General features: G+C 71.9%; 22 protein-coding genes and 2 tRNA genes. 8 read left to right on the forward strand and 16 right to left on the reverse strand.

The window, feature by feature from the left end; genetic code table 11:
• Positions 1 to 67 precede the first annotated feature (67 nt).
• Positions 68 to 1288: an MFS transporter gene (locus DEJ22_RS12280; RefSeq protein WP_111227730.1), complete on the forward strand. Its 1221-nt coding sequence runs from the start codon at positions 68 to 70 to the stop codon at positions 1286 to 1288.
• Between the two features lie 89 nt (positions 1289 to 1377).
• Here DEJ22_RS12280 and DEJ22_RS12285 read toward each other — a convergent pair.
• The 3 genes from DEJ22_RS12285 to DEJ22_RS12295 form a co-directional block, all read right to left on the reverse strand.
• Positions 1378 to 1467: transfer RNA gene (locus tag DEJ22_RS12285), tRNA-Ser, on the reverse strand.
• 668 nt (positions 1468 to 2135) lie between these two features.
• Positions 2136 to 2810, reverse strand: coding sequence for a GntR family transcriptional regulator (locus DEJ22_RS12290; protein WP_111227729.1), 675 nt, complete (start codon positions 2808 to 2810; stop codon positions 2136 to 2138).
• Positions 2811 to 2959: 149 nt separating this feature from the next.
• Positions 2960 to 4408 (reverse strand): MFS transporter, encoded by a 1449-nt coding sequence (locus tag DEJ22_RS12295; RefSeq protein ID WP_502861850.1) that lies wholly within the window; start codon positions 4406 to 4408, stop codon positions 2960 to 2962.
• 208 nt (positions 4409 to 4616) lie between these two features.
• Here DEJ22_RS12295 and DEJ22_RS12300 point away from each other — a divergent pair, with 208 nt between their 5' ends.
• The 3 genes from DEJ22_RS12300 to DEJ22_RS12310 all read left to right on the forward strand — a co-directional run bounded on the left by DEJ22_RS12300 (position 4617) and on the right by DEJ22_RS12310 (position 9363).
• Positions 4617 to 5816 (forward strand): cobalamin-independent methionine synthase II family protein, encoded by a 1200-nt coding sequence (locus DEJ22_RS12300; protein WP_258379672.1) that lies wholly within the window; start codon positions 4617 to 4619, stop codon positions 5814 to 5816.
• Between the two features lie 132 nt (positions 5817 to 5948).
• Positions 5949 to 7334 (forward strand): MoxR family ATPase, encoded by a 1386-nt coding sequence (locus DEJ22_RS12305; RefSeq protein ID WP_111227728.1) that lies wholly within the window; start codon positions 5949 to 5951, stop codon positions 7332 to 7334.
• Positions 7327 to 9363 carry a vWA domain-containing protein gene (locus tag DEJ22_RS12310; RefSeq protein WP_111227727.1) on the forward strand — a complete coding sequence of 679 codons (2037 nt, stop codon included), beginning with the start codon at positions 7327 to 7329 and terminating at the stop codon, positions 9361 to 9363. The genes DEJ22_RS12305 and DEJ22_RS12310 overlap by 8 nt, the downstream gene beginning before the upstream one ends.
• 58 nt (positions 9364 to 9421) lie before the next feature.
• Here the strand turns inward: DEJ22_RS12310 and DEJ22_RS12315 are convergent, their stop codons facing one another.
• The 3 genes from DEJ22_RS12315 to DEJ22_RS12325 are packed head-to-tail and all read right to left on the reverse strand — an operon-like array spanning position 9422 to position 11490.
• Positions 9422 to 10198 (reverse strand): SCO1664 family protein, encoded by a 777-nt coding sequence (locus tag DEJ22_RS12315; RefSeq protein WP_111227726.1) that lies wholly within the window; start codon positions 10196 to 10198, stop codon positions 9422 to 9424.
• Positions 10195 to 10722 (reverse strand): DUF3090 domain-containing protein, encoded by a 528-nt coding sequence (locus DEJ22_RS12320; RefSeq protein ID WP_111227725.1) that lies wholly within the window; start codon positions 10720 to 10722, stop codon positions 10195 to 10197. Before DEJ22_RS12320 ends, DEJ22_RS12315 begins: the two co-directional genes overlap by 4 nt.
• 33 nt (positions 10723 to 10755) lie before the next feature.
• Entirely contained in the window at positions 10756 to 11490 is a 735-nt protein-coding gene (locus DEJ22_RS12325) for an MSMEG_4193 family putative phosphomutase (protein ID WP_111227724.1), read from the reverse strand.
• A gap of 90 nt (positions 11491 to 11580) precedes the next feature.
• Here DEJ22_RS12325 and DEJ22_RS12330 point away from each other — a divergent pair, with 90 nt between their 5' ends.
• Positions 11581 to 12009 carry a BLUF domain-containing protein gene (locus DEJ22_RS12330; protein WP_181430919.1) on the forward strand — a complete coding sequence of 143 codons (429 nt, stop codon included), beginning with the start codon at positions 11581 to 11583 and terminating at the stop codon, positions 12007 to 12009.
• A 12-nt stretch (positions 12010 to 12021) separates the two neighbouring features.
• Here DEJ22_RS12330 and DEJ22_RS12335 read toward each other — a convergent pair whose 3' ends face one another.
• Positions 12022 to 12633, reverse strand: a complete 612-nt coding sequence (locus DEJ22_RS12335; protein ID WP_181430918.1) for a ScbR family autoregulator-binding transcription factor — start codon at positions 12631 to 12633, stop codon at positions 12022 to 12024.
• Positions 12634 to 12710: 77 nt separating this feature from the next.
• Complete coding sequence (locus DEJ22_RS12340) at positions 12711 to 13181, reverse strand: BLUF domain-containing protein (protein WP_111227721.1); 471 nt, start codon at positions 13179 to 13181, stop codon at positions 12711 to 12713.
• A gap of 172 nt (positions 13182 to 13353) precedes the next feature.
• Between DEJ22_RS12340 and DEJ22_RS12345 the strand changes: the two genes are divergently transcribed.
• On the forward strand, positions 13354 to 14751 hold the full coding sequence (locus DEJ22_RS12345) for a PepSY-associated TM helix domain-containing protein (RefSeq protein ID WP_111227720.1): 1398 nt from the start codon (positions 13354 to 13356) through the stop codon (positions 14749 to 14751).
• A gap of 33 nt (positions 14752 to 14784) precedes the next feature.
• On the opposite strand, the gene DEJ22_RS12350 is transcribed toward DEJ22_RS12345, so the two are convergent.
• The 3 genes from DEJ22_RS12350 to hxlB all read right to left on the reverse strand — a co-directional run bounded on the left by DEJ22_RS12350 (position 14785) and on the right by hxlB (position 16289).
• Positions 14785 to 14925, reverse strand: a complete 141-nt coding sequence (locus DEJ22_RS12350) for a hypothetical protein (RefSeq protein ID WP_181430916.1) — start codon at positions 14923 to 14925, stop codon at positions 14785 to 14787.
• A gap of 102 nt (positions 14926 to 15027) precedes the next feature.
• Positions 15028 to 15666 (reverse strand): 3-hexulose-6-phosphate synthase, encoded by a 639-nt coding sequence (gene hxlA / locus DEJ22_RS12355; RefSeq protein ID WP_111227775.1) that lies wholly within the window; start codon positions 15664 to 15666, stop codon positions 15028 to 15030.
• A 50-nt stretch (positions 15667 to 15716) separates the two neighbouring features.
• Entirely contained in the window at positions 15717 to 16289 is a 573-nt protein-coding gene (gene hxlB / locus DEJ22_RS12360) for a 6-phospho-3-hexuloisomerase (protein ID WP_111227719.1), read from the reverse strand.
• A gap of 110 nt (positions 16290 to 16399) precedes the next feature.
• Here hxlB and DEJ22_RS12365 point away from each other — a divergent pair, with 110 nt between their 5' ends.
• Positions 16400 to 17227, forward strand: coding sequence for a helix-turn-helix transcriptional regulator (locus DEJ22_RS12365; RefSeq protein ID WP_258379671.1), 828 nt, complete (start codon positions 16400 to 16402; stop codon positions 17225 to 17227).
• A 140-nt stretch (positions 17228 to 17367) separates the two neighbouring features.
• Here the strand turns inward: DEJ22_RS12365 and DEJ22_RS12370 are convergent, their stop codons facing one another.
• The 5 genes from DEJ22_RS12370 to DEJ22_RS12390 all read right to left on the reverse strand — a co-directional run bounded on the left by DEJ22_RS12370 (position 17368) and on the right by DEJ22_RS12390 (position 20741).
• On the reverse strand, positions 17368 to 17898 hold the full coding sequence (locus DEJ22_RS12370) for a GNAT family N-acetyltransferase (RefSeq protein WP_111227717.1): 531 nt from the start codon (positions 17896 to 17898) through the stop codon (positions 17368 to 17370).
• 4 nt (positions 17899 to 17902) lie between these two features.
• Positions 17903 to 17987, reverse strand: a tRNA-Ser gene (locus tag DEJ22_RS12375).
• A 62-nt stretch (positions 17988 to 18049) separates the two neighbouring features.
• Positions 18050 to 18931 (reverse strand): HAD family hydrolase, encoded by an 882-nt coding sequence (locus DEJ22_RS12380; protein ID WP_111227716.1) that lies wholly within the window; start codon positions 18929 to 18931, stop codon positions 18050 to 18052.
• Positions 18928 to 20196, reverse strand: coding sequence for a serine--tRNA ligase (gene serS, locus DEJ22_RS12385; protein WP_111227715.1), 1269 nt, complete (start codon positions 20194 to 20196; stop codon positions 18928 to 18930). Before serS ends, DEJ22_RS12380 begins: the two co-directional genes overlap by 4 nt.
• An 86-nt stretch (positions 20197 to 20282) precedes the next feature.
• Positions 20283 to 20741 (reverse strand): MarR family winged helix-turn-helix transcriptional regulator, encoded by a 459-nt coding sequence (locus DEJ22_RS12390; protein ID WP_111227714.1) that lies wholly within the window; start codon positions 20739 to 20741, stop codon positions 20283 to 20285.
• A 60-nt stretch (positions 20742 to 20801) separates the two neighbouring features.
• Between DEJ22_RS12390 and DEJ22_RS12395 the strand changes: the two genes are divergently transcribed.
• Complete coding sequence (locus DEJ22_RS12395) at positions 20802 to 21167, forward strand: VOC family protein (protein WP_111227713.1); 366 nt, start codon at positions 20802 to 20804, stop codon at positions 21165 to 21167.
• Positions 21168 to 21182 lie beyond the last annotated feature (15 nt).

Consider the following 21182-nt stretch of genomic DNA (forward strand, 5'->3'; position numbering starts at 1 on the left):
CGATGTGCCGCGTGTGCAACTACCAGCGTACGCGGGACCACTCCCCCGCACAACGAAAGGGACACCCATGCCCGCCGGACTCATCGCCCTCGCCCTCGGGGGCTTCGGCATCGGACTGACCGAGTTCGTCATCACCGGACTCCTGCCCGAAGTCGCGGCCGATTTCGCGGTCAGCGAGACCACCGCCGGGTGGCTCGTCACTGGCTACGCGCTGTCCGTCGTGGTCGGCGCCCTCGCCCTGACCGCGGCGACCACCCGTCTGCCACGGAAGCCGGTGCTCGTCGGCCTGCTGGTCCTCTTCATCGTCGGCAACACCCTCTCCGCACTCGCACCGACCTACGGCGTGATGATGACCGGACGGGTCGTCGCGGCGCTCTGCCACGGAGCGTTCTTCGGCATCGGGTCGGTCGTCGCGGCGAACATGGTCGAGCGTGGTCGGCAGGCGTCCGCCGTCGCGCTCATGTTCACCGGCCTGACGGCGTCCAACGTGCTCGGGGTGCCGTTCGGTACCTTCCTCGGCCAGACGTTCGGGTGGCGCAGCACGTTCTGGGCCATCGCCGCGATCGGTGTCGTCGCACTGGTCGGCGTGCTCCTGCTCGTCCCCGCGGTGCGCACCGCCGGGACCCCCTCGCTCGTCCGGGAGCTCGGGGCGTTCCGGTCCGGGCAGGTCTGGCTGTCGCTCGGGATCACCGTCCTCGGCTTCGGCGGGATGTTCGGGGCGTTCACGTACATCGCCTACACGCTGACCTCGGTGTCGGGCTTCGCCGCCAGCACCGTGCCCTGGCTCCTCGTCGTGTTCGGTGTCGGGCTCTTCGTCGGCAACATCGTCGGGGGCCGGGCAGCGGCACGCTCGATCGACGGGACCCTGCTCGTCGTGCTCGCGGTGCTCACGCTCGTGCTCGTCGGGTTCGCCCTGGTGGCGACCTCGGCCGTGCTCACGGTCGTCGCCCTCGTGCTGATGGGCGCGTTCGGGTTCGCGACCGTCCCCGCCCTGCAGACGCGGGTCATGCAGTACGCGGACCACGCCCCGACCCTTGCCAGCGGGGCGAACATCGCGGCGTTCAACCTCGGCAACGCGCTCGGCGCCTGGATCGGCGGGCTCACCATCGCCGCCGGGCTCGGGTACACGTCACCGCTCTGGGCCGGTGCCGCGATCACCCTCGGCGCCGTGCTGCTGACGCTCGGTGCCGCGGGCGCCGCTCGTCGGTCGGCCCGTTCTGCCGGCGCGTCGATCCCGACCGCTGCCTCCGAGGCCGGCGTGAGCACGGACAGCACCGCCAGCGTCTGAACCGGCACCACCGCCCGGACGGAGATCGCCCGGACGGACATCACCCCGGAACGACGAAACCCCCGCTTCGGCGGGGGTTTCGTTCGGTGCGGAGACGGAGGGATTTGAACCCTCGGTCCCCTCAAAGGGGACTCCACCTTAGCAGGGTGGTGCACTCGGCCTGACTATGCGACGTCTCCGTGCGCTCTCGCGAACGCAGACCCCACCATACAGGAGGACGAGCCCCGTCTCGACCTCGGCGCCGAGCAGACACGCTGAGCGCTCGCACGTCCCCGGAACGCGGCAGACGGACCGTCCGGACAGACGGTCCCCTGAAGTGGGGACGCCGAGGGGTTGTCGACGCGTACCCCGACGCCTAGCATCATCGGGACGCGGCGATCACGTTCCGGAGCACGTCCTCCGTAGTCGCGACACAGCACCAGACGTCGTCCCCCCTTCTGCAGAGCCCGTCGCGCCCGGTCGCGCGGAGCCCTGACGGGGACGGCCAGGGGGCGCGGACCCGATCCGCGCCCCCGCCCTGGGTGCTCGACCGACCTCGGGCCGGCCGTCGCGCGGCAGGACTGCGAGCGCGACAGCCCACTGCGCACGCCCGCGCCCGGCACCCGGGCAACGCCCGACTGGTCCGCGAGAGCGACAGTGCCCCGCCGCAGTTCACCGGCGCACTGTCGCTCTCGCAGAGGAGTCGCGCGAAGAGGACGCGGGCACCAGCCGACAGGCACCGAGCGCGTCCGTCGGGCATTGCACACGGCCACGCGCGCGGGCACGGCCACGCGCACCGCGCACCGCACACGCGAACCGCGAGCGGGCACCGCCCACCCGACACCGCTCGCCCGGCACCCACCCGCGGTCACGCCGCCGCGCGGAACCGGTCCGGTAGCGCGATGAGGTCCTCGGCGAGCCCGACGAGTTCGCTCGCACACACCTCGAGCCGCTCGTGCTCGGCAGCGGCCACCGCCCGTTCGACCTGCGCCACCCGAGCACGCCGCCCCACGACCGCGTCGATGCCGTTCGCCGCCGCGACGTCGTCCGTGAAGAAGGTGTCGAGCACCGCCCGCTGCGCGACGAGCCAGTCAGCGCTCACGATCGCACCACGGCGACGCAGGTACCACGCCCCGAGCTCGACGAGTGCCCCGGCCTCGGTCAGGCACGTCGTCAGCACCTGGGCGTCGAAGGGTTCCCCGGTGCCCTGGCCGGCAGCCGCCGGGTCGGCGATCATGGCCCGCGCCACCCGCAGCCGCTCGACCATCTGCACCACGGACCACTGGGCCACCACGACCCCGACGTACCGCTGCACGCTCACGAGCCGCAGTGACTCGAGCGGGACGAGGGCTTCACGTACGGGCGTTCGGGACACCCGCATGTCCTCGGCGATGTCGTCGAGTCGCAGTCGCTGCCCGCGGCGGTAGACACCGCGCAGGACGTTCTCGAGCAGCTTCAGGAAGACGGCGTCACGCAGCAGGCCGCGTCGGATGCCGCTCGGGTCGGGGACCCGGTCGCTCCCCGAGGACGATGACCGATCCATCCACCCAGCGTCACGCACGGTGGCCGCCGAGGGTTCCGGGAGCGGGCGACCGGTGGACCGTTCCGGTCGGTGTCGGGATGTGGAGGAGTGCCATGACGAGACCCTCCCAGCGGGAGGGTCTCGTCACGAAACATCACGTATACGAAATCTTACTTCTTGGCGCCACCGGTGAGGACGGACAGCGGTTGCGTGATGTCCTCGAGGCCCTTGCGTGCTGCGTCGACGCCGAACACCAGGGCCACGATGCCGCCGACGATCATCACCCCGGACCCGAGCAGGTACCCCCAGAACAGCGGTTCGCGCGACGACCCGTCGCCGATGAACGCCCCGTAGATCGTCGGGGCGATCGCACCGAAGACCTGCGCGAGCGCGAAGAAGTACGAGATCGCCTGCGACCGCAGCTCGAGCGGGAAGATCTCGCTCACGGTCAGGTAGGCGCTCGAGGCGCCGGCAGAGGCGAAGAAGAACGACACGCACCAGAACACGACCTGCACGGTGGCGCTGATCGCGTCCGCGCGGAACAGGAACGCCGAGGTCGCGAGCACGAGCCCGGACACCAGGTACGTCAGGAAGATCATCTGCCGCCGGCCCCAGGTGTCGAAGAAGCGACCGAGCAGGATCGGGCCGAGCAGGTTGCCGATGGCGAAGGGGAAGAAGTACACCGCCGTCTCCGAGGTCTTCAACCCGAAGAAGTTGGTGAGCACGAGGGCGTACGTGAAGAAGATCGCGTTGTAGAGGAACGCCTGGGTGATCATCATCGTCGCGCCGACGAGCGTGCGCGACGGGTACTGCTTGAGCAGGACCCTCGCGATCGTCAGGAACCCGACCTTGTCGAGCGGCGTGACCGTCATCGCCTTGGACTCGTCGACGTCCGGCAGCCGGTGTCCCGTCGACTTCTCGACCGACTCCTCGATCGCCGAGACGGTCCGCTCGGCCTCTTCCTCGCGCCCGTGCGTCATGAGCCACCGCGGGCTCTCGGGGATGTGCCGACGCAGGAAGATGATGACGATGCCGAGCACCGGGCCGAGGAAGAACCCGATGCGCCAGCCGATGTTCTCGGCGAAGATCGACGTGTCGAGCAGGTAGATGTTGGCGAAGGCGCCGAGGGCGGCACCACCCCAGTACGTGCCGTTGATCGCGATGTCGACGTGTCCGCGGTACTTCGACGGGATCAGCTCGTCGATCGCGGAGTTGATCGCGGCGTACTCACCGCCGATGCCGAGTCCGGCGATGAACCGGAAGGCCGCCAGGAACCAGAAGTCCTGCGCGAGGCCGGCGATGCCCGAGCCGATCAGGTAGATCGCGAGCGTCAGGATGAACAGCTTGCGCCGGCCCAGCCGGTCGGACATGCGTCCGAACACGAGCGCGCCGATCACCTGCCCGAACAGGTAGATGGTGCCGAGCGTCGTCACCTGCTGCGTGGACAGGTCGAGGTCCGCCTGGAACCCGGCGTTCGAGACGATCTGGATCTCGAGCCCGTCGAGGATCCAGGAGACGCCGAGGCCCACCACCACGCTCCAGTGGAACCTTGTCCACGGCAGTCTGTCCATCCTGGCGGGGACCAGGCTCTTGATCGCCCCGTTCGTCGTACTGCTCACGAGAGCGGACCGTACTCCGGGGATTCCAGGCTGGTTCCCAGTGGCAGCGCAGCTTTACATCCTCACAGATTCAGGAACCCGTGCAAGGTGGACGGGAGGCGCGTCGCCCACCGGTCCCGCGCCTCCCGTCCGGTGCACGGTCGTGCCGAGCGTGACGCACCATGACCGGCCACGACGCCGGTCGCGACGGCGTCGGTACCGTGGCGGGGTGCCCCTGCAGAACTCGACCGACCGCATCCTCACCACGCACACCGGGTCCCTCCCCCGCACGCCCGAGCTGACCGCGCTGCTGGTCGCTCGCGACCAGGGCAAGCCGTACGACGCGCAGGCGCTCCGCGAGGAGACCGCTGCCGTGCTCGCCCGCACGGTCGATGCGCAGCTCGATGCCGGGATCGACGTCGTCAACGACGGCGAGGTCCCCCGTGTCGGGTTCTCCACCTACATCCGCGAGCGCCTCTCCGGCTTCGGCGGGTCGGGGCACCGCAAGCCGACGCTCGACAGCGTGAAGTTCCCGGAGTACGCGGCGTTCCAGGCCCGGCAGATCGACGAGGGCGCCGAGTTCGCCCGGGTCTGGGACACCCCCGTCGCCCAGGGCCTGCTCGAGTACGACCAGGAGCGCGCCGGCATCCGCGAGGACCTGGACGGGTTCGAGCGCGAACTCGCCCGGAACGCCGCCGCCGGGCGCGCGCCTGCCGGCACCTTCCTCTCCGCGGCGACGCCGGGCATCGTCGCGACGACGCTGCTCCTCGACGAGCAGAACCCGCACTACCGCGATCACCGCGAGTACGTCTTCGCGCTGGCTGAGCAGCTCCGGGTCGAGTACGAGGAGATCGTCGCCCGCGGGCACGTGCTCCAGCTCGACGCCCCCGACCTCGCGATGGAGCGCGTGATCCACTTCGGGGACGCACCGCTCGAGGTGTTCCTCGACGCGGTCGACCTGCACGTCGATGCCCTCAACCACGCGCTGCGCAACATCCCGAAGGAGCAGACCCGGCTGCACGTCTGCTACGGCAACTGGCAGGGGCCGCACCAGGACGACGTCCCGGTCGACGTGCTGCTCCCCCACCTCTACCGCGCCGAGGTCGGCTCCTTCAGCATCCCGTTCGGCAATCCGCGGCACGCGCACGAGTTCCCGGCGTTCCGTGACCTGCCGCTGCCCGAGGACGCAGTGCTCGTGCCGGGTGTGATCGACGTGACGACGAACTACCTGGAGCACCCGCAGCTCGTCGCGAACCGCATCGTCGAGGCAGCCGAGGCGGTCGGCGACCCCACGCGCGTGATCGCGGGGACCGACTGCGGGCTGGCGACCTTCGCGAGCTACGAGTTCGTCGCGTCGGACGTCGCGTGGGCGAAGCTCCGCGCGCTCGTCGAGGGCGCGGAGATCGCGTCGCGTCGCCTGTTCGGCTGACGCGGGACGCCTCGGGCCGCGCGAGACGGCCCCGGCCGCCCGAGACGCCTCCGGCAGAGCGTCTCGTGCAGAGGGGGCGTCCGTCGGCCGGAGTGGTCGCCAGCGTCGGCGGGCAGGCGTACCGTGGCGCCCGTGACCCGACCTGACATCCAAACGGTCGGCGAGCTCCGCGCTGCTGGGCACGTCCAGAAGTCGGTCCGCGCCGAGATCCGCGACAACCTCCTCCAGGCCCTGCGCGAGGGCCGTGACCCGTGGCCCGGCCTGCACGGCTTCGAGACCACCGTCATCCCCCAGCTCGAACGCGCGCTCATCGCCGGACACGACGTCGTCCTGCTCGGTGAGCGCGGGCAGGGCAAGACCCGCCTGCTGCGGACCCTTCAGGGACTGCTCGACGAGTGGACCCCGGTGATCACCGGCTCGGAGCTCGGCGAGCACCCGTTCGAGCCGATCACCACCGCGAGCCAGCGGCGGGCCGAGGACCTCGGTGACGCCCTGCCGATCGCGTGGGTGCACCGCGACGAGCGCTACGTCGAGAAGCTCGCGACCCCCGACACCAGCGTGGCCGACCTGATCGGCGACGTCGACCCGATGAAGGTGGCAGAGGGGCGCAGCCTCGGCGACCCGGAGACCATCCACTTCGGCCTGATCCCCCGCGGCCACCGCGGCATCGTCGCGATCAACGAGCTCCCCGACCTCGCGGAGCGCATCCAGGTCGCGATGCTCAACGTGATGGAGGAACGCGACGTGCAGATCCGTGGCTACGTGCTGCGCCTGCCGCTCGACGTGCTCGTCGTCGCGAGCGCCAACCCCGAGGACTACACGAACCGCGGCCGGATCATCACGCCGCTGAAGGACCGCTTCGGCGCCGAGATCCGCACGCACTACCCGATCGAGCTCGCGGACGAGGTCGCCGTCATCCGGCAGGAGGCCCAGCTCACCGCCGAGGTCCCGGACGCGCTCATCGAGATCCTCGCCCGGTTCACGCGCGCCCTGCGCCAGTCCAGCGCGGTGGACCAGCGGAGCGGCGTCAGCGCACGCTTCGCCATCGCCGGCGCCGAGACGATCTCCGCCGCGGCCGTGCACCGCGCCGCGCGGCAGGGCGAGGAGCACCCGGTGGCCCGGCCGATCGACCTCGAGACCGCGGTCGACGTCCTCGGCGGCAAGATCGAGTTCGAGAACGGGGAAGAGGACCGGGCGGACGAGGTCCTCGAGCACCTGCTCCGGACCGCGACGGCCGAGACCGTGCGGTCGCGCTTCCGCGGGATCGACTTCGGCGTCCTCGTCGAGGCGCTCGACGGCGGCACGATGGTGACCACCGGCGAGCAGGTCAGCGCCCGGACCTTCCTCGAGGGGCTGCCCTCGATCGGTGAGTCGGACGTCTACGACCAGGTGTGCGAGCGCCTCGGCGCGACCGACGACGGCGAGCGGGCCGGCGCGATCGAACTGGCGCTCGAGGGGCTCTTCCTCGCGCGGCGCATCAGCAAGGAGTCGGGGGGCGGCGAGGCCGTCTATGGCTAGTCGGCAGAACCGCCGTCTGACCCGCAACGCCCGGTACGGGAAGACTGCCTCCTACGGGAAGTACGGGGGCGGGCCGGATCCGCTCGCTCCCCCGGTCGACCTGTCCGAGGCGCTCGACGCCATCGGCGAGGACGTCATGGGCGGCACGTCGCCGGAGCGCGCCCTCCGCGAGTTCCTCCGACGCGGCGGACAGACCCAGCGCGGACTCGACGACCTGATGCGTCGGGTCGCCGAGCGTCGCCGCGAGCTCACCAGCCGGAACAACCTCGACGGCACCCTGCAGCAGGTCAAGGAGCTCCTCGACGAGGCCCTGCTCGCCGAACGCGGCGAGCTCGCCCGGAACGTCGACCTCGACGACGGCGACCGCGCACTGGCCGAGATGCAGCTCGACAGCCTGCCGCCGTCGCCCGCGAGCGCCGTGCAGGAGCTGAACGGGTACGACTGGAAGAGCCCGACGGCCCGGCAGAAGTACGACGAGATCAAGGACCTGCTCGGGCGCGAGGTCCTCGACCAGCGCTTCGCCGGTGTGAAGCAGGCGCTCGAGAACGCCTCCGACGAGGACCGCGCGGCCGTGTCCGAGATGATGCGCGACCTCAACCAGCTGCTCGAGGACCACCGACGCGGCACCGACACGCAGGAGCAGTTCGACGCCTTCACGGCGCAGCACGGGCAGCACTTCCCGTCGGAGCCGAAGAACGTCGAGGAGCTGCTCGACGACCTCGCCGCCCGGGCCGCGGCCGCCCAGCGCATGCGGAACTCGATGACCCAGGAGCAGCGGGACGAACTCGACGCCCTGGCGCAGCAGGCGTTCGGCTCGCCGGACCTGATGGGCCAGCTCGGGCAGCTCGACGACAACCTGCGCGCGCTCCGTCCCGGCGAGGACTGGGGCGGTTCGGAGCGCATGGACGGCGAGCAGGGCCTCGGCCTCGGCGACGGCACCGGGGTGTTCCAGGACATCGCCGACCTCGACGCCCTGGCCGAGCAGCTCGCGCAGTCCGGGCCGGGGTCCGACCTGGCCGACCTCGACCTCGACGCCCTGCAGCGTCAGCTCGGGGACGAGGCAACGGTCGACGCCCGCACCCTGCAGCGGTTGGAGCAGGCACTCCGCAACTCAGGCGCGGTCAAGCGCGGCTCGGACGGACAGCTCCGCCTGACCCCGAAGGCGATGCGGCAACTCGGCAAGAGCCTGCTCAAGGACGTCGCCGAGCGGATGTCCGGGCGGCAGGGTGCCCGCGACCTCCGCCGGTCGGGTGCCTCCGGCGAGCCCTCCGGTGCGACCCGCCCGTGGGCGTTCGGCGACACCGAGCCGTGGGACCTCCCCCGGTCGATCACGAACGCCCTCGTGCGCACCGCCGCGGACGGCAGGTCCGGGCCCGGCGTGCGCCTGACGATCGACGACGTCGAGGTGCAGGAGACCGAGGCGCGGACGCAGGCCTGTGTCGCGTTGCTCGTCGACACCTCGTTCTCGATGGCGATGGAGGACCGCTGGGTCCCGATGAAGCGAACCGCCCTCGCGCTGCACACCCTCGTCAGCACACGGTTCCGCGGCGACGACCTGCAGCTCATCGCGTTCGGGCGCGAGGCCGAGGTCATGGACGTCGACCAGCTCGTCGGCCTCGACGCGCAGTGGGACAAGGGCACGAACCTGCACCACGCCCTGCTCCTGGCGAACCGGCACTTCCGGAAGCACCCGACGGTGCAGCCCGTGCTCCTGATCGTGACCGACGGCGAGCCGACGTCGCACCTCGAGCCGAACGGTCAGGTGTGGTTCGGGTACCCGCCCGACCCGGTGACGATCGCACTGACGGTGCGGGAGCTCGAGAACGCCGGGCGGCTGGGCGCGCAGACGACGTTCTTCCGGCTCGGTGACGACCCCGGGCTCGCGCGCTTCATCGACGCGATGGCTCGACGCGTGGACGGGTCGGTCGTCGCGCCCGAGAACGACGACCTCGGCGTCGCCGTGGTCGGCTCGTACCTGGGTGCACGTCGGGGCGGCACGTCCCCGTTCGGCGACGACTGGGCGGGCTGAGCCCGACCAGCTGACGGCCGGGAGGCGCGGCGCCGTCCGGCACCGCGCCTCCCGTCCGTCAGAAGAGCGGCCAGGGCACGGCGGGGCCGTTGCCGGGCGGCGGGGGGAACATCCCGACCGCCCGGAGCGCGGCGCATCGTGCGCGGAGGTTGTCGACCTCGCCGCGGGTCAGGTGCTCGGCGAGCGCGACGCCGAGGTCCCCGCGGAGCGCCTCGGACACGCGGTCGAGCCCCTCGAGCTCGTCGGGGTCGAGCGGCTCCCCGATCCAGCCCCACAGGACCGTGCGGAGCTTGTGCTCGACGTGGAAGGTCAGCCCGTGGTCGACGCCGTACCGGTGCCCGTCCGGCATCGCGAGCACGTGCCCGCCCTTCCGGTCGGCGTTGTTCACGACGACGTCGAACACGGCCATCCGGCGGAGCGCCGCGGTGTCCTCGTGCACGAGCGTGACGGGCTGGTCGTGCTCGTCGATCGCCTCGAGCACGGGCAGCCACGGGGAGCCCTCGGCGTCGGCCTCGTCGGTCGGGACCAGGTCGACGGCGTCCTGCTCCGCGTCGACGTCCTGCCAGCGCTGGACCATGCCGGGGCCGAAGGGCCCGTCGCCGAGCCACGTGGGCGGCACGATGCCCCACCCGAAGGCCTCGGAGACCAGGTGGGCGGCGACCTCCCGCCCGGCCAGCGTGCCCTCGGGGAAGTCCCACAGCGGGCGCTCCCCCTCGATGGGCTTGTACACGACGGACGCGCCGTCGAGGTCGGCCAGGAAGGTGGCGTTCGACGCCTCGCGGATCCGCGCCCGGATGGTGAGGGAGCCGTCGTGCTGTGGTGCGCCGTCGCTCATGCGTCGCCGGGGCGCCGACCCGCTGCGACGACCTCGCGCGTGCGTTCGACGAAGGCCCGCGCGCTGCCGACCGGGATCTTCACCTGGAAGACCTCGGCGGGCTCGGGGATCTCGACGACGGCCTCGACCTCGTCACCGTCCTCGTTCGTCTCGGTGACGATCTCGAGCTCGTCCTCGATCGGGTACGCCTCGATGACCACCTGCGCCGTCGCCGGGTCGAACCCGAGGCTGAGCGCTCCGGCACGGAACTCCGGCTCCACCGGCTGGTCGAGCGGAGCCGCGTCGCGGAGCTCGGACGGCACCGTGGGCGGGACGCTGAACCGGTTGTCGTCGACGGTCGCGACCTCGTCGAGGAGTTCGGCGACCTTGTCGGCGAGGACCGCTGACTGCTCCTTCTCGAGCGCGACGCTGGTCACCCGCTTGCCGTCGCGCGCCTGCAGGTAGAAGGCGCGCTCGCCCGGGCGGCCGACCGTCCCGACGACGAGACGTTCCGGCCAGTCGAAGCCGTGCACGATGGTGGGCATGACCCGATTGTAGGAGCGGTCGGCTCCGTCCGTTCAGGGTCGTTCGTTCCCCGTACCGGACCCGTCCGCGGTCGCCTCGGTCGCGTGGCCCGCACCCCCGCCGACCGCGGCGTCACCACTCGGTGCGGGTGCAGCTGCGAGCCACGACAGGTCCCCGGAGTCCGTGTTCGTCGCGACGACCTCCGGCCGGTGCTCCCCGTACCGGACGACGGACACCGACGCCGGCCCGACGGCGATCCGCTGGAACAGGTCGAGGTGCATTCCGAGCGCGTCGGCGAGCACGGACTTGACGATGTCGCCGTGGCTCACCGCGACCCAGACCGCCCTCGGACCGTGCGCCGCCTCGACCTCGGCATCGATGCGGCGGACCGCGGCGACGGCGCGGGACTGCATCGTCTGCATGGACTCACCGCCCGGGAACACCACGGCGCTCGGGTTCGCCTGCACGGTGCGCCACAGCGGCTCCTTCGCCAGGTCCGCGAGCTTCCGGCCCTGCCAGTCCCCGTAGTCGGCCTCGGTGATCGCCCGCTCGACCCGCACGTCGGGGGTGCCCTGCTGGCGAGCGAGGAGTGCCCGCGCGGTCTGCCGGCACCGCTCGAGCGGGCTCGTCACGAGCGCGGCGAGCGGGATCGGGGCGATGCGCTCGGCTGCGCGGTCCGCCTGCTCCCGGCCGACCCGGTCGAGGGCCACCCCGGCGGTGCGGCCCGCCAGGACCCCGGTCGCGTTCGCGGTGGTGCGTCCGTGCCGGACGAGGAGGACGGTCGCCATGTGCTCGATCCTAGGCAGTGTCCCCGAGCCGCGCGGAGCGGATGGCGGACAGTGGCCGGGCCCGTCCGCGACATGCACGAAGATGGAGCGGTGCTCGTCTCCATCGTCTACATGAGCCGGTCCGCCGTCCCCTTCGACGACGCTGCGCTGGCCGAACTCCTCCGCGAGGCCCGGCTCCGCAACGAAGCGCTCGGCGTCTCCGGCCTGCTCGTCGCGAAGGGCGGCCGGTTCATGCAGCTGCTCGAGGGCCCGGTGTGGAGCGTCGACGACCGCTTCGGCGCGATCGCTCGGGACCCCCGGCACGGCGAGGTCAAGTCGCTGATCCGCGAGGACATCGAGCGACGACGGTTCGACGGGTGGTCGATGGCCTACCGGTCGCTCGACGACGCCGACGTGGCGACCGAGGAGGGCTTCAGCCCGTTCCTGTCCGGCACGATGGACTTCACGCCGGAGTTCGACGGCACGAGCGCCGCATGGCTGCTCAAGTGGTTCCGCGACCGGGAGCTCACCGACCGCTGACGCGCGAGCCGCTCAGTGTGTCGTGCCGAAGGTGTCCGCGACCACCCCGAGCAGGCGCGCCCGGTGGGCCGGGGCCGCGGTCGCGTGCACGACCATCCGCCACATCACCGCCACGGCGGGGTCGAGGTCTGCCCGTCCGCTCCGGACCTCGGCGACGAGCTGCACGCCCGTGAAGTACGGCACGACCGACCCGCCGAGCTCCTCGGCCGTCAAGTCGGTGCGGAGTTCCCCGCTGCCGAGGGCGAGCCGGAACACGTCCACGATCCCGCCGATCCACTGCTCGTAGAACGACGACGTCGCTCCGGAGAACTCGCCGCGCTCGAGCGACAGCCGGATGCCGGCACGGACGATCGGGTCGGTGCGGAGCAGGTCCGCGATCTGCTTCGACGCTCCGATCAGCGCGGCCACCGGCGACGTGGCGTCGTGGCTCACCTCGGCGAACGTCCGCGCGTTCTGCTCGTCGATCACGCCGAGGGCGAGCGCCAGCTTCGTCGGGAAGTGGAAGTGCAGCGTCCCCTGCGCCACGTGGGCGCGCCGCGCGACGGCGGCGATCGACGTGGCGGCGAAGCCGACCCGGTCGAACTCCTCCGCCGCGGCCACCAGGATCTGCTCACGTTTCCCCACGTGACCAGTGTCACGGACGGGAGGCACGGTGCGGGCCTGCACCGTGCCTCCAGTCCGAGGGTGGTCCCGCCTCGTCGCTACGCGGCGTGACGAGCCAGGGTCATCCGCTCCTCGGGGACGTCCTGCAGGTCACGACCGCGGAACCAGCGGAGCAGCCAGTCGGCCGGCGAGCCGGCCAGGTCGGCCGGCAGTCCCGAACGCTCGGTGAGGAAGGTGCTGAAACCGGGCTCCTCGCGGACCTCGAGGTCCGAGGGGTTGCCGAACGCCATGGACCAGCCGTCGAAGCGGCGGGTGTCGATGTCCTCGCGGGAGAGCGACTTCACGCCGTGGTGCCGGGTGTCCCGCTCGATCGCGGCGAAACGGTCCTCGACGCTCCAGGCCGGGCCCTCGAGCACCTGCATGAAGCGGCCGCCCTTGGCGAGCAGGAGTCCGGAGACGCCGAGCGCGTCGTTGCGCAGGCGGGCTTCACGGAGCATGGCGACCAGCTGGTCGTCGGTCATCTCGTCGACGGCGACGGACATGTACACGAGTGAGGTGAGTTGCGTCATCGGCGCCAGTCTGTGTCCTGCTCCGGTGCAGGGTCAACGCGGTCGTCCGCACACCGCAGTGGAGTGCGGTGTGCGGACGGACACGCCGTCGGACGGCAGTCTCTACATCTTGTAGAGTCAACGGTCGTGCGGCACGGTGTCGCGCCCGACCGTCGACAGGACCCGCGCTCCGATGCCCAGCACCGCCACGCCGCCGTCACGGGGCTGGTTCGCCCAGCTCCTCCTCCGCCTGCACTTCACCGCCGGGCTCTTCGTGGGGCCGTTCATCCTGGTGGCCGCACTCTCCGGGGCCCTGTACGCGCTCGCGCCGACGATCGAGCAAGGCCTGTACCGGCACGAGCTGACGGCGCCGTCGTCCGCGCCCGCGCTCCCCCTCGCCGACCAGGTCGCCGCCGCCGAGCGGTACGTCGCGGAGCACCACCCGGACGACACCGTCGCCGAGGTCCGCCCGGCCCCCGCACCCGGGACGACGACGCGCGTGATGTTCACCGAGGAGGGCCTGCTCGAGTCCCAGACCCGCGCGGTGTTCGTCGACCCCGGTGACGCCGCGGTGCGCGGGGACCTGCCCGTCTACGGCACCTCCGGGTCGCTGCCCTTCCGCACCTGGATCAGCACCGTGCACCGCAGCCTGTTCCTCGGCGACGTCGGGCGGCTCTACAGCGAGACCGCGGCCTCGTGGCTCGGCATCGTGTCCCTCGCCGGCATCGCGCTCTGGGCGTTCCGCATCCGCCGTGCCCGTCGGAAGCGCGACCTGGTGCTGCCGGACAACCGGGTGACCGGCTACCGGCGGACCTTCTCGTGGCACGCGGCGACAGGCGCGTGGGTGCTCCTCGGCGCGCTGTTCCTGTCGGCGACGGGCATCACGTGGTCGCACTTCGCGGGCGACAACGTGACGGCGCTCCGGTCGGCGCTCAGCTGGCAGGCGCCGACGGTCGACACCGCGCTCGACGGGTCGGCGTCGATGTCGGGCGGTGAGCACGCGGGGCACCACGGCGGCGGTCCCATGTCGATGGGCGCCGCTGCGACGACGACGCCGGAGCAGTTCGACGAGGTGCTCGCAGTCGCCCGCGACTCCGGCGTGCGCGCCGCCGAGATCCGGATCCGCCCGCCGGCGACGGCCGACACCGCGTGGACCGTCGAGGAGATCAAGCTCAGCTGGCCGGTCGCGATGAACGCGGTCGCGGTCGACCCGAGCACGATGACGGCGGTGTCGCAGGTCACGTGGGCCGACTACCCGCCGATGGCGGAGGCCGCCAAGCTCGGCATCAACACGCACATGGGGGCGCTGTTCGGGCTGGCGAACCAGCTCGTGCTGTTCCTGGCGGCGCTCGGGATCGCGGCGATGGTCGTGTTCGGGTACGTCATGTGGTGGCAGCGACGCCCCGCCGGTGCGCGCGTCGGCCGTACCCCCGCTGCGGGTGCACTCGCGCGTGCCCCTTGGTGGGGCACAGCGGCGGTGGTCGTCGTGGCGGTCGGCCTCGCACTGCTGCTGCCGGTCGTCGGGGTGACCCTGCTCGGGTTCCTGCTGGTGGACGCGCTGGTCACGACGTTCCGTCGGCCGCGGACCTGAGTCGCGGCGGGCCCGGGCGCAGACTGCTGGCGGTCAGCGGAGCCCGCCGACGACGGCGGTCCAGACGATGAACGCGGCGACGATCGGTGCCGCGGTCCAGACGCAGATCGCCAGGATCCGCCTGGCGCGCGGGGACTTCGGGGCCCAGCCACCGCGACCGGAGGGCATCGTCATGGGACCGACGGTACACAGGTGCGCTGACCGGGCGCCGCACCGACGGACGGGAGGCACGGTGCCAGCTGGCACCGTGCCTCCCGTCCTGACACGTGGCGCGGATCAGGCGGAGGCGGGCTCCGAGATCGCGTCGCGCAGTGCGGACGCGGCGGCGGCCACGTCGTCGGCGCTGTAGATCGCGCTGCCGGCGACCGCGATGCGGGCGCCGGAGGCCTGCACGGCCTCGATCGTGTCGGTGGTGATGCCGCCGGCGACCGAGAACGGGACGCCGGAGGCCTCACCGTCACGCAGGAGTGTCTCGAAGGTGAAGCCCTCCTCCGCCTGCTCGTCGAGGCCGGCGTGCATCTCGACGAACTCGGCGCCGAGCGCGACGACCTCCTTGGCACGGGCAGCCTTGTCCGGCACGCCGATCAGGTCGACGACGATGCCCTTGCCGTGCGCCTTGGCGGCCTTGACGGCACCGGCGATGGTGGAGTCACCGGCGACGCCGAGCACGGTCACCAGGTCGGCACCGGCCGAGAAGGCGATGTCGGCCTCGAGCTCGCCGGCGTCCATCGTCTTGAGGTCGGCGAACACGACCTTGTCGGGGTGCGCCTCCTTGATCGCGGTGATCGCGGAGAGGCCCGCGCTCTTGATCAGCGGCGTACCGAGCTCGATGACGTCGACGTACGGCGCGGCCTTGCCGGCGAGGTCGAGGGCGTCCTCGGTGGTGAGGGTGTCCATGGCGAACTGGAGCTGCATGGTGGTGTCCTTCCGGTGGTGGATCGTGGTGGTCTGGTCGGCGCTCGGCGTCACTCGAGGTTCGCGTGCCGCGGCCACAGGTCGTCGGCGGAGTGCCCGCTGCGCTGCCAGAGCGCCTGGAACAGGGCGTCCCCGAGCAGCGCGACGCCCTGCTCGAACAAGCTGCCGGCGTACTGCGCCGAGGCCGTGCCCGAGCGGTCGGTCTTCGTCGCTGCGGGGAGCACGAGCGTGGCGGCGGCGACCTCGGACAGCGGCGAGTCGTCCGTCGTGCTCACGGCGAGCACGTGCGCACCGACCTCGGACGCGGTCCGGGCAGCCTGCACGATGCCACCCGTCGTGCCCGAGCCGCTCGCGACGAGGAGCAGGTCGCCCTGCCGGATCGCGGGCGTCGTGACCTCGCCGACGACGTGCACGTCGAGCCCGAGGTGCATGAGGCGCATGGCGGTCATCCGGAGGGCGAGGCCCGACCGGCCGGCGCCGTGCACGAAGACGCGCTCGGCGCTCGACAGCAGGTCGAGGGCACGCTCGAACGGCGCCGGGTCGGCGCCGCGGACCGCGGCGATCAGGTCCTGGAGCTCGTCACCGATCAGCCCGAGGGCGGCGGCGGTCGTCGTGGTGGCCATGCTTCGATGCTCCTCGTGCATCGATGCGCGCGCCGCTGCCCACGCAGGCGGTCCTCCCACCCGATCGGGTAGGGCTGTCCGTCCGGGTGGGACGGGTAGGTTCGGTCCTCGTGGAGACGGAACCGGACGCACCCGCCAGCCGGATCGCCGCGTCCGAGCACGCCCGGACCGTCGCGGAGCAGGCCGACCGCCATGCGCTGACCCTCGAGTCGGTCCTTGCTGCCCTGCGCTCGAACCGACTGTCGGACGCCGCCGCCCGTGCCGAGGCGGTCGAGATCGCCTCGGCTGCGCTCGTCGAGTTGCGGACCGTGACCGACCGGCAGCGGAGCACCCTGCTCGAGCCCGTCACCGGCGCGTTCTCACGGCTGCGGGCCGACCTCCGCCCGCTCGTCCGGTTCGGCGACCTCGACGTGCAGTTCGTCGAACCACCGGCGACCGGCAGGGCCCTGCCCGGGGACGTCGCGCACAGCGCCCGGGCGATCGTCCGCACGGCCGTGCTCGCCCTGGTCGACGACGGGGTCGCCCGACGCGTGCGCATCCAGTGGGACTGCGACGGGCGGAACCTGCTCATGCAGCTGCGGGACGACGGCGCCGGCACGCTCGACACCCACGACGACGCCGTCCGGCCGATCGCCGAGCGGGTCGTCGCCCTCGACGGGACGATGCACGTCGACTCCACCCCGGGATGGGGCTCGACGCTCGACATCTCGCTCCCCCTCGACCCGGCACCGGGAGCGGTCGACCTTCCGGAGGACACCGACCTGACCGAGCGGGAGCGCGACGTGCTGCGGCTCGTGGTGACCGGCGTCGGCAACCGGGAGATCGCGGAGGGCCTCGGCATCAGCCCGAACACGGTGAAGTACCACGTGGCGAACCTGCTCCGGAAGCACGGGGCTCGCACCCGCGCGGAGCTCGCCGCCCTCGGCGCCCGCCCCTGAGCCCGGCGCACACGACGCCCCGCCCGCGCCCTCGTCGAACCGCGTCCCCGACATCGAACCAGCCGAGCGGCGTGGTTCGATGTCGCATTCGTGGTTCGACGTGCTCGCGCACACGGCGTCGCGCGCGACCGCGGCCCGACTCAGGCGTCCGGGGTGAGCACCTGGAACATGACGTGGTCGCGCCAAGCGCCGGCGATGCGGATGTACTGCGGTGCGAAGCCGTACCGTTCGAAGCCGTTCCGCTCGAGCGCCCGCTGCGACGCGGTGTTCTCCGGCAGGGTTTCCGCCTGCACTCGGTGCAGCCCGAGCTCCCGGAACGCGTGGTCGACCGCGAGACCGACCGCGCGGGTCGCGTGCCCCTGCCGCGTGCGGTCGGCACGGATCCAGTACCCGAGCGCACACGACTGCAGGGCGCCACGGGTCACCCCGCTCAGGGTGATCCGGCCGAGCAACTCGTCGTCGTCTCCCACGATCACGAAGGGCACCGAGCCGCCGTTCTGCGCGCCGGCGAGCAGGACACCGATGGTCGCGCGCTGCCCGGCCTCGGTGAAGTAGCTGTCCGGCCGCGTCGGCTCGAACGGTCGCAGGTGATCGGCGCTCGCGCGGACGAGCGCGGCGAGCTCGGCGGCGTCGGACAGCTCGATCGGTCGGATGCGGGTGCCGGCGCTCATGGTGCGGAGGGTGTGGGATTCGAACCCACGAGACATCACTGCCCACCTGTTTTCAAGACAGGCTCCATCGGCCGCTCGGACAACCCTCCATGACGCGACCACGTGGCGAGACGTGACCGCGTCCCGGGAAGTCTACCGGGCCTCCCGGCCGTCAGCGCGGGAGCGTGTCGAGCGCCGCCGCCAAGCCGTCGTCGGTGACCCCGCCGGTGAGCTCGTTACCGGCCTCGACGACGTCGTCCGGCGCCTGCCCCATCACGACACCGCGACCGGAGGTCGACGCCCACCGGAGCATGTCGATGTCGTTGCGACCGTCGCCGGCGGCGAGCACGCGCGACCGCGGGATGTCGAGCCACTCGCGCACGCGCTCCATCGCGGTCGCCTTCGTGACGCCCTCGGGCGCGATGTCGAGCCACGACGTCCATCCGACCGAGTACGAGACCTTGTGCAGGCCCATCCGCTCGACGACCTGCAGGAAGTCCTCGGTGTCGTGCCCGGGAGAGATGACGACGACACGGGTCGCCTCGACGCCGAGCAGCCGCTCGAACGGCACGTGCTCGCCGGCGACCGTCATCGTGTCGTCGGGGAAGTTGCCCGAGAGCAGGAAGTGCCCGGTCTCGTCCTCGACCCCGAACGCCGCGTTGACGAGCGCGCCGTGGATGGTCTGCAGGACCTCGGTCGGGTCGAAGCGCTCGACGTGCACGCGCTCGTAGGAGCCGTCGTCCTGACGGGCGAGGGTGAGGGCACCGTTGGCGCAGACGACGTACTTCGAGTGCAGTCCGAGGCGTTCGAGCAGCGGGATCGTCATGCCCTCGCTGCGCCCGGTGGAGAGCATGACCTCGTGCCCGGCGGCCTCGGCGTCGCGCACGGCGTTGATCACGGTGTCGGTGATGACGCCGTCCTCGCGCATCGTCGTGCCGTCCACGTCGAGCGCGACGAGCCACCGCTTCGTGCGCGCGGGCGCGGCACCCGTGTCCTGTGACGAGGACGCCCCGCCCTGCGCCGATCCGTCGACGAACCGCTCCTGGGTGCTCATCGCGGTTCGATGACCTCGACGCCACCCAGGTGGGGCCGCAGCACCTCGGGTACGACCACGGACCCGTCTGCCTGCTGGTGGGTCTCGAGGATCGCCACGATCCACCGGGTGGTCGCCAGCGTGCCGTTGAGCGTCGCGACGGGCGCGGTCTTGCCGCTCTCGGTGCGGTACCGGGTGTCGAGGCGACGGGCCTGGAACGTCGTGCAGTTCGAGGTCGACGTCAGCTCGCGGAAGGTGCCCTGCGTCGGGACCCACGCCTCGATGTCGTACTTGCGCGCGGCGCTCGTGCCGAGGTCACCACCGGCGACGTCGATGACGCGGTAGTGCAGCCCGAGGTCCTGCATCATCGACTCCTGCATCGCGACCAGGCGCTGGTGCTCCGCCTCGGCCTGCTCCGGGAGCACGTAGGAGAACATCTCGAGCTTGTTGAACTGGTGCACACGGAGGATGCCGCGGTTGTCCTTGCCCGCGGACCCGGCCTCGCGCCGGTAGCAGGTCGACCAGCCGGCGTAGCGGATCGGGTCGCCCGACTCGGGGAACGACAGGATCTCGTCGGCGTGGAAGCCGGCGAGGGCGACCTCGCTCGTGCCGGTCAGGTAGAGGTCGTCGGCCTCGAGGCGGTAGACCTCGGCCGCGTGCTCGCCCAGGAAGCCGGTGCCCGCCATCGTCTCCGGACGCACGAGGGTCGGGGTGATCAGCGGCTCGAACCCGTGCTCCACGGCACGGTCGAGGCCGAGGTTCATGAGTGCGATCTCGAGCCGGGCCCCGAGGCCGCGGAGGAAGTAGAACCGCGAGCCGGACACCTTCACGCCGCGCGGGATGTCGATGATGCCGAGGTGCTCGCCGAGGTCGGCGTGGTCCTTCGGCTCGAAGTCGAACTCGGGCTTCGTGCCGACCGTGCGGAGCGTGACGAAGTCGTCCTCGCCGCCCTTCGGCACGTCCGGCAGCACCACGTTCGGGATCGCACGGACGACCCGGTCGAAGGTCTCCTCGGCCGCCGTCACCTCGGCCTGGGCGTCCTTCACCTTCGCGGCGAGCGCCTGTGCCTGCTGCACGAGGGCCGGCTTCTCGTCCTTCGGGGCCTTCGCGACGGTCTTGCCGAACGCGTTCTGCTCGGCGCGCAGGGCCTCGAACGACGTGATCGCGGACCGGCGGGCGGCGTCCGCGGCGACCGCGTCGTCGACGACGGAGACGGAGGCGCCGCGCGCCTCCTGCGAGGCCTTGATGACGTCCGGGTGGTCGCGCAGGAGCTGGAGATCGATCACCCGGTCATCCTAGCCAGCGGCCGGTGCGGGGCCGCCGCCGGACGGACGGGAGGCGCGGTGCGGGACCGCCACGCGCCTCCCGTCCGTCAGTCGGTCGCGTCCGCCGTCGGTTCGCGCAGGGCGGCGACCATCCCGCGCAGCAAGCGGAAGGCCGCTGCGCGGCCCTCGTCGTCGAGGCCACTGGTCATCCGGAGCTCGACCTGCCGGACCGCCGCGCTGGCCGCCTCGCGCTGCCGCCGCCCGGCCGCGGTGAGCGTGGTGGGGAGCACCTTCCCCGTGGTCGGGGCGGACGGCCGGGTGACGATGCCGTCGCGTTCGAGCTGCTGCAGGAGCGTGTTCATCGACTGCCTCGTGACGAAGGTGCCGCGCGCGAGCTCGGAGTTCGACATGCCGGGGCGCTGGGCGAGCAGTTCGAGGCACGAGTAGTGCGTGACCGTCATGCCGAGCGGCCGCAGGGCCTCCTCCATGGCGACGCGCAGCGCGCTCGCTGCCTCCTTGAGGACGTAGCCGACCGAGCTGTCGAGTTCGATCCGCGCTTGACGCATGTCAGGATTCTGACACATACTTCGTGTGTCAGGCATCTGACACGAACGAAGGAGCACACCATGCCCGCCACCGGGATCGACTTCACCTCGCTGCAGGTCCGCGACCTCGACGCCTCGCAGGCGTTCTACGAGCGGTACCTCGGACTCGTCCGCTCGCCCGCGGGGCCACCGCACGCCGTGGTGTTCCGGACAGAGCCGATCGCGTTCGCCCTGCGCGACCTCGTCGAGGGGACGGACCTGTCCGGCGGTCAGCCCGCCCTCGGCGTCGCGCTGTGGTTCCACGCGACCGACGTCCAGGCAGTCCACGACGCACTCGTCGCCGACGGGCACACCATCGTCACCGCGCCGTTCGACGGGCCGTTCGGACGGACGTTCACGTTCGCCGACCCGGACGGCTACCCGGTGACGCTGCACGACCGACGCTGAGCCCGTCCGCTCGGA

This window comes from Curtobacterium sp. MCSS17_007 (assembly GCF_003234175.2).
Classification (GTDB): Bacteria; Actinomycetota; Actinomycetes; order Actinomycetales; family Microbacteriaceae; genus Curtobacterium.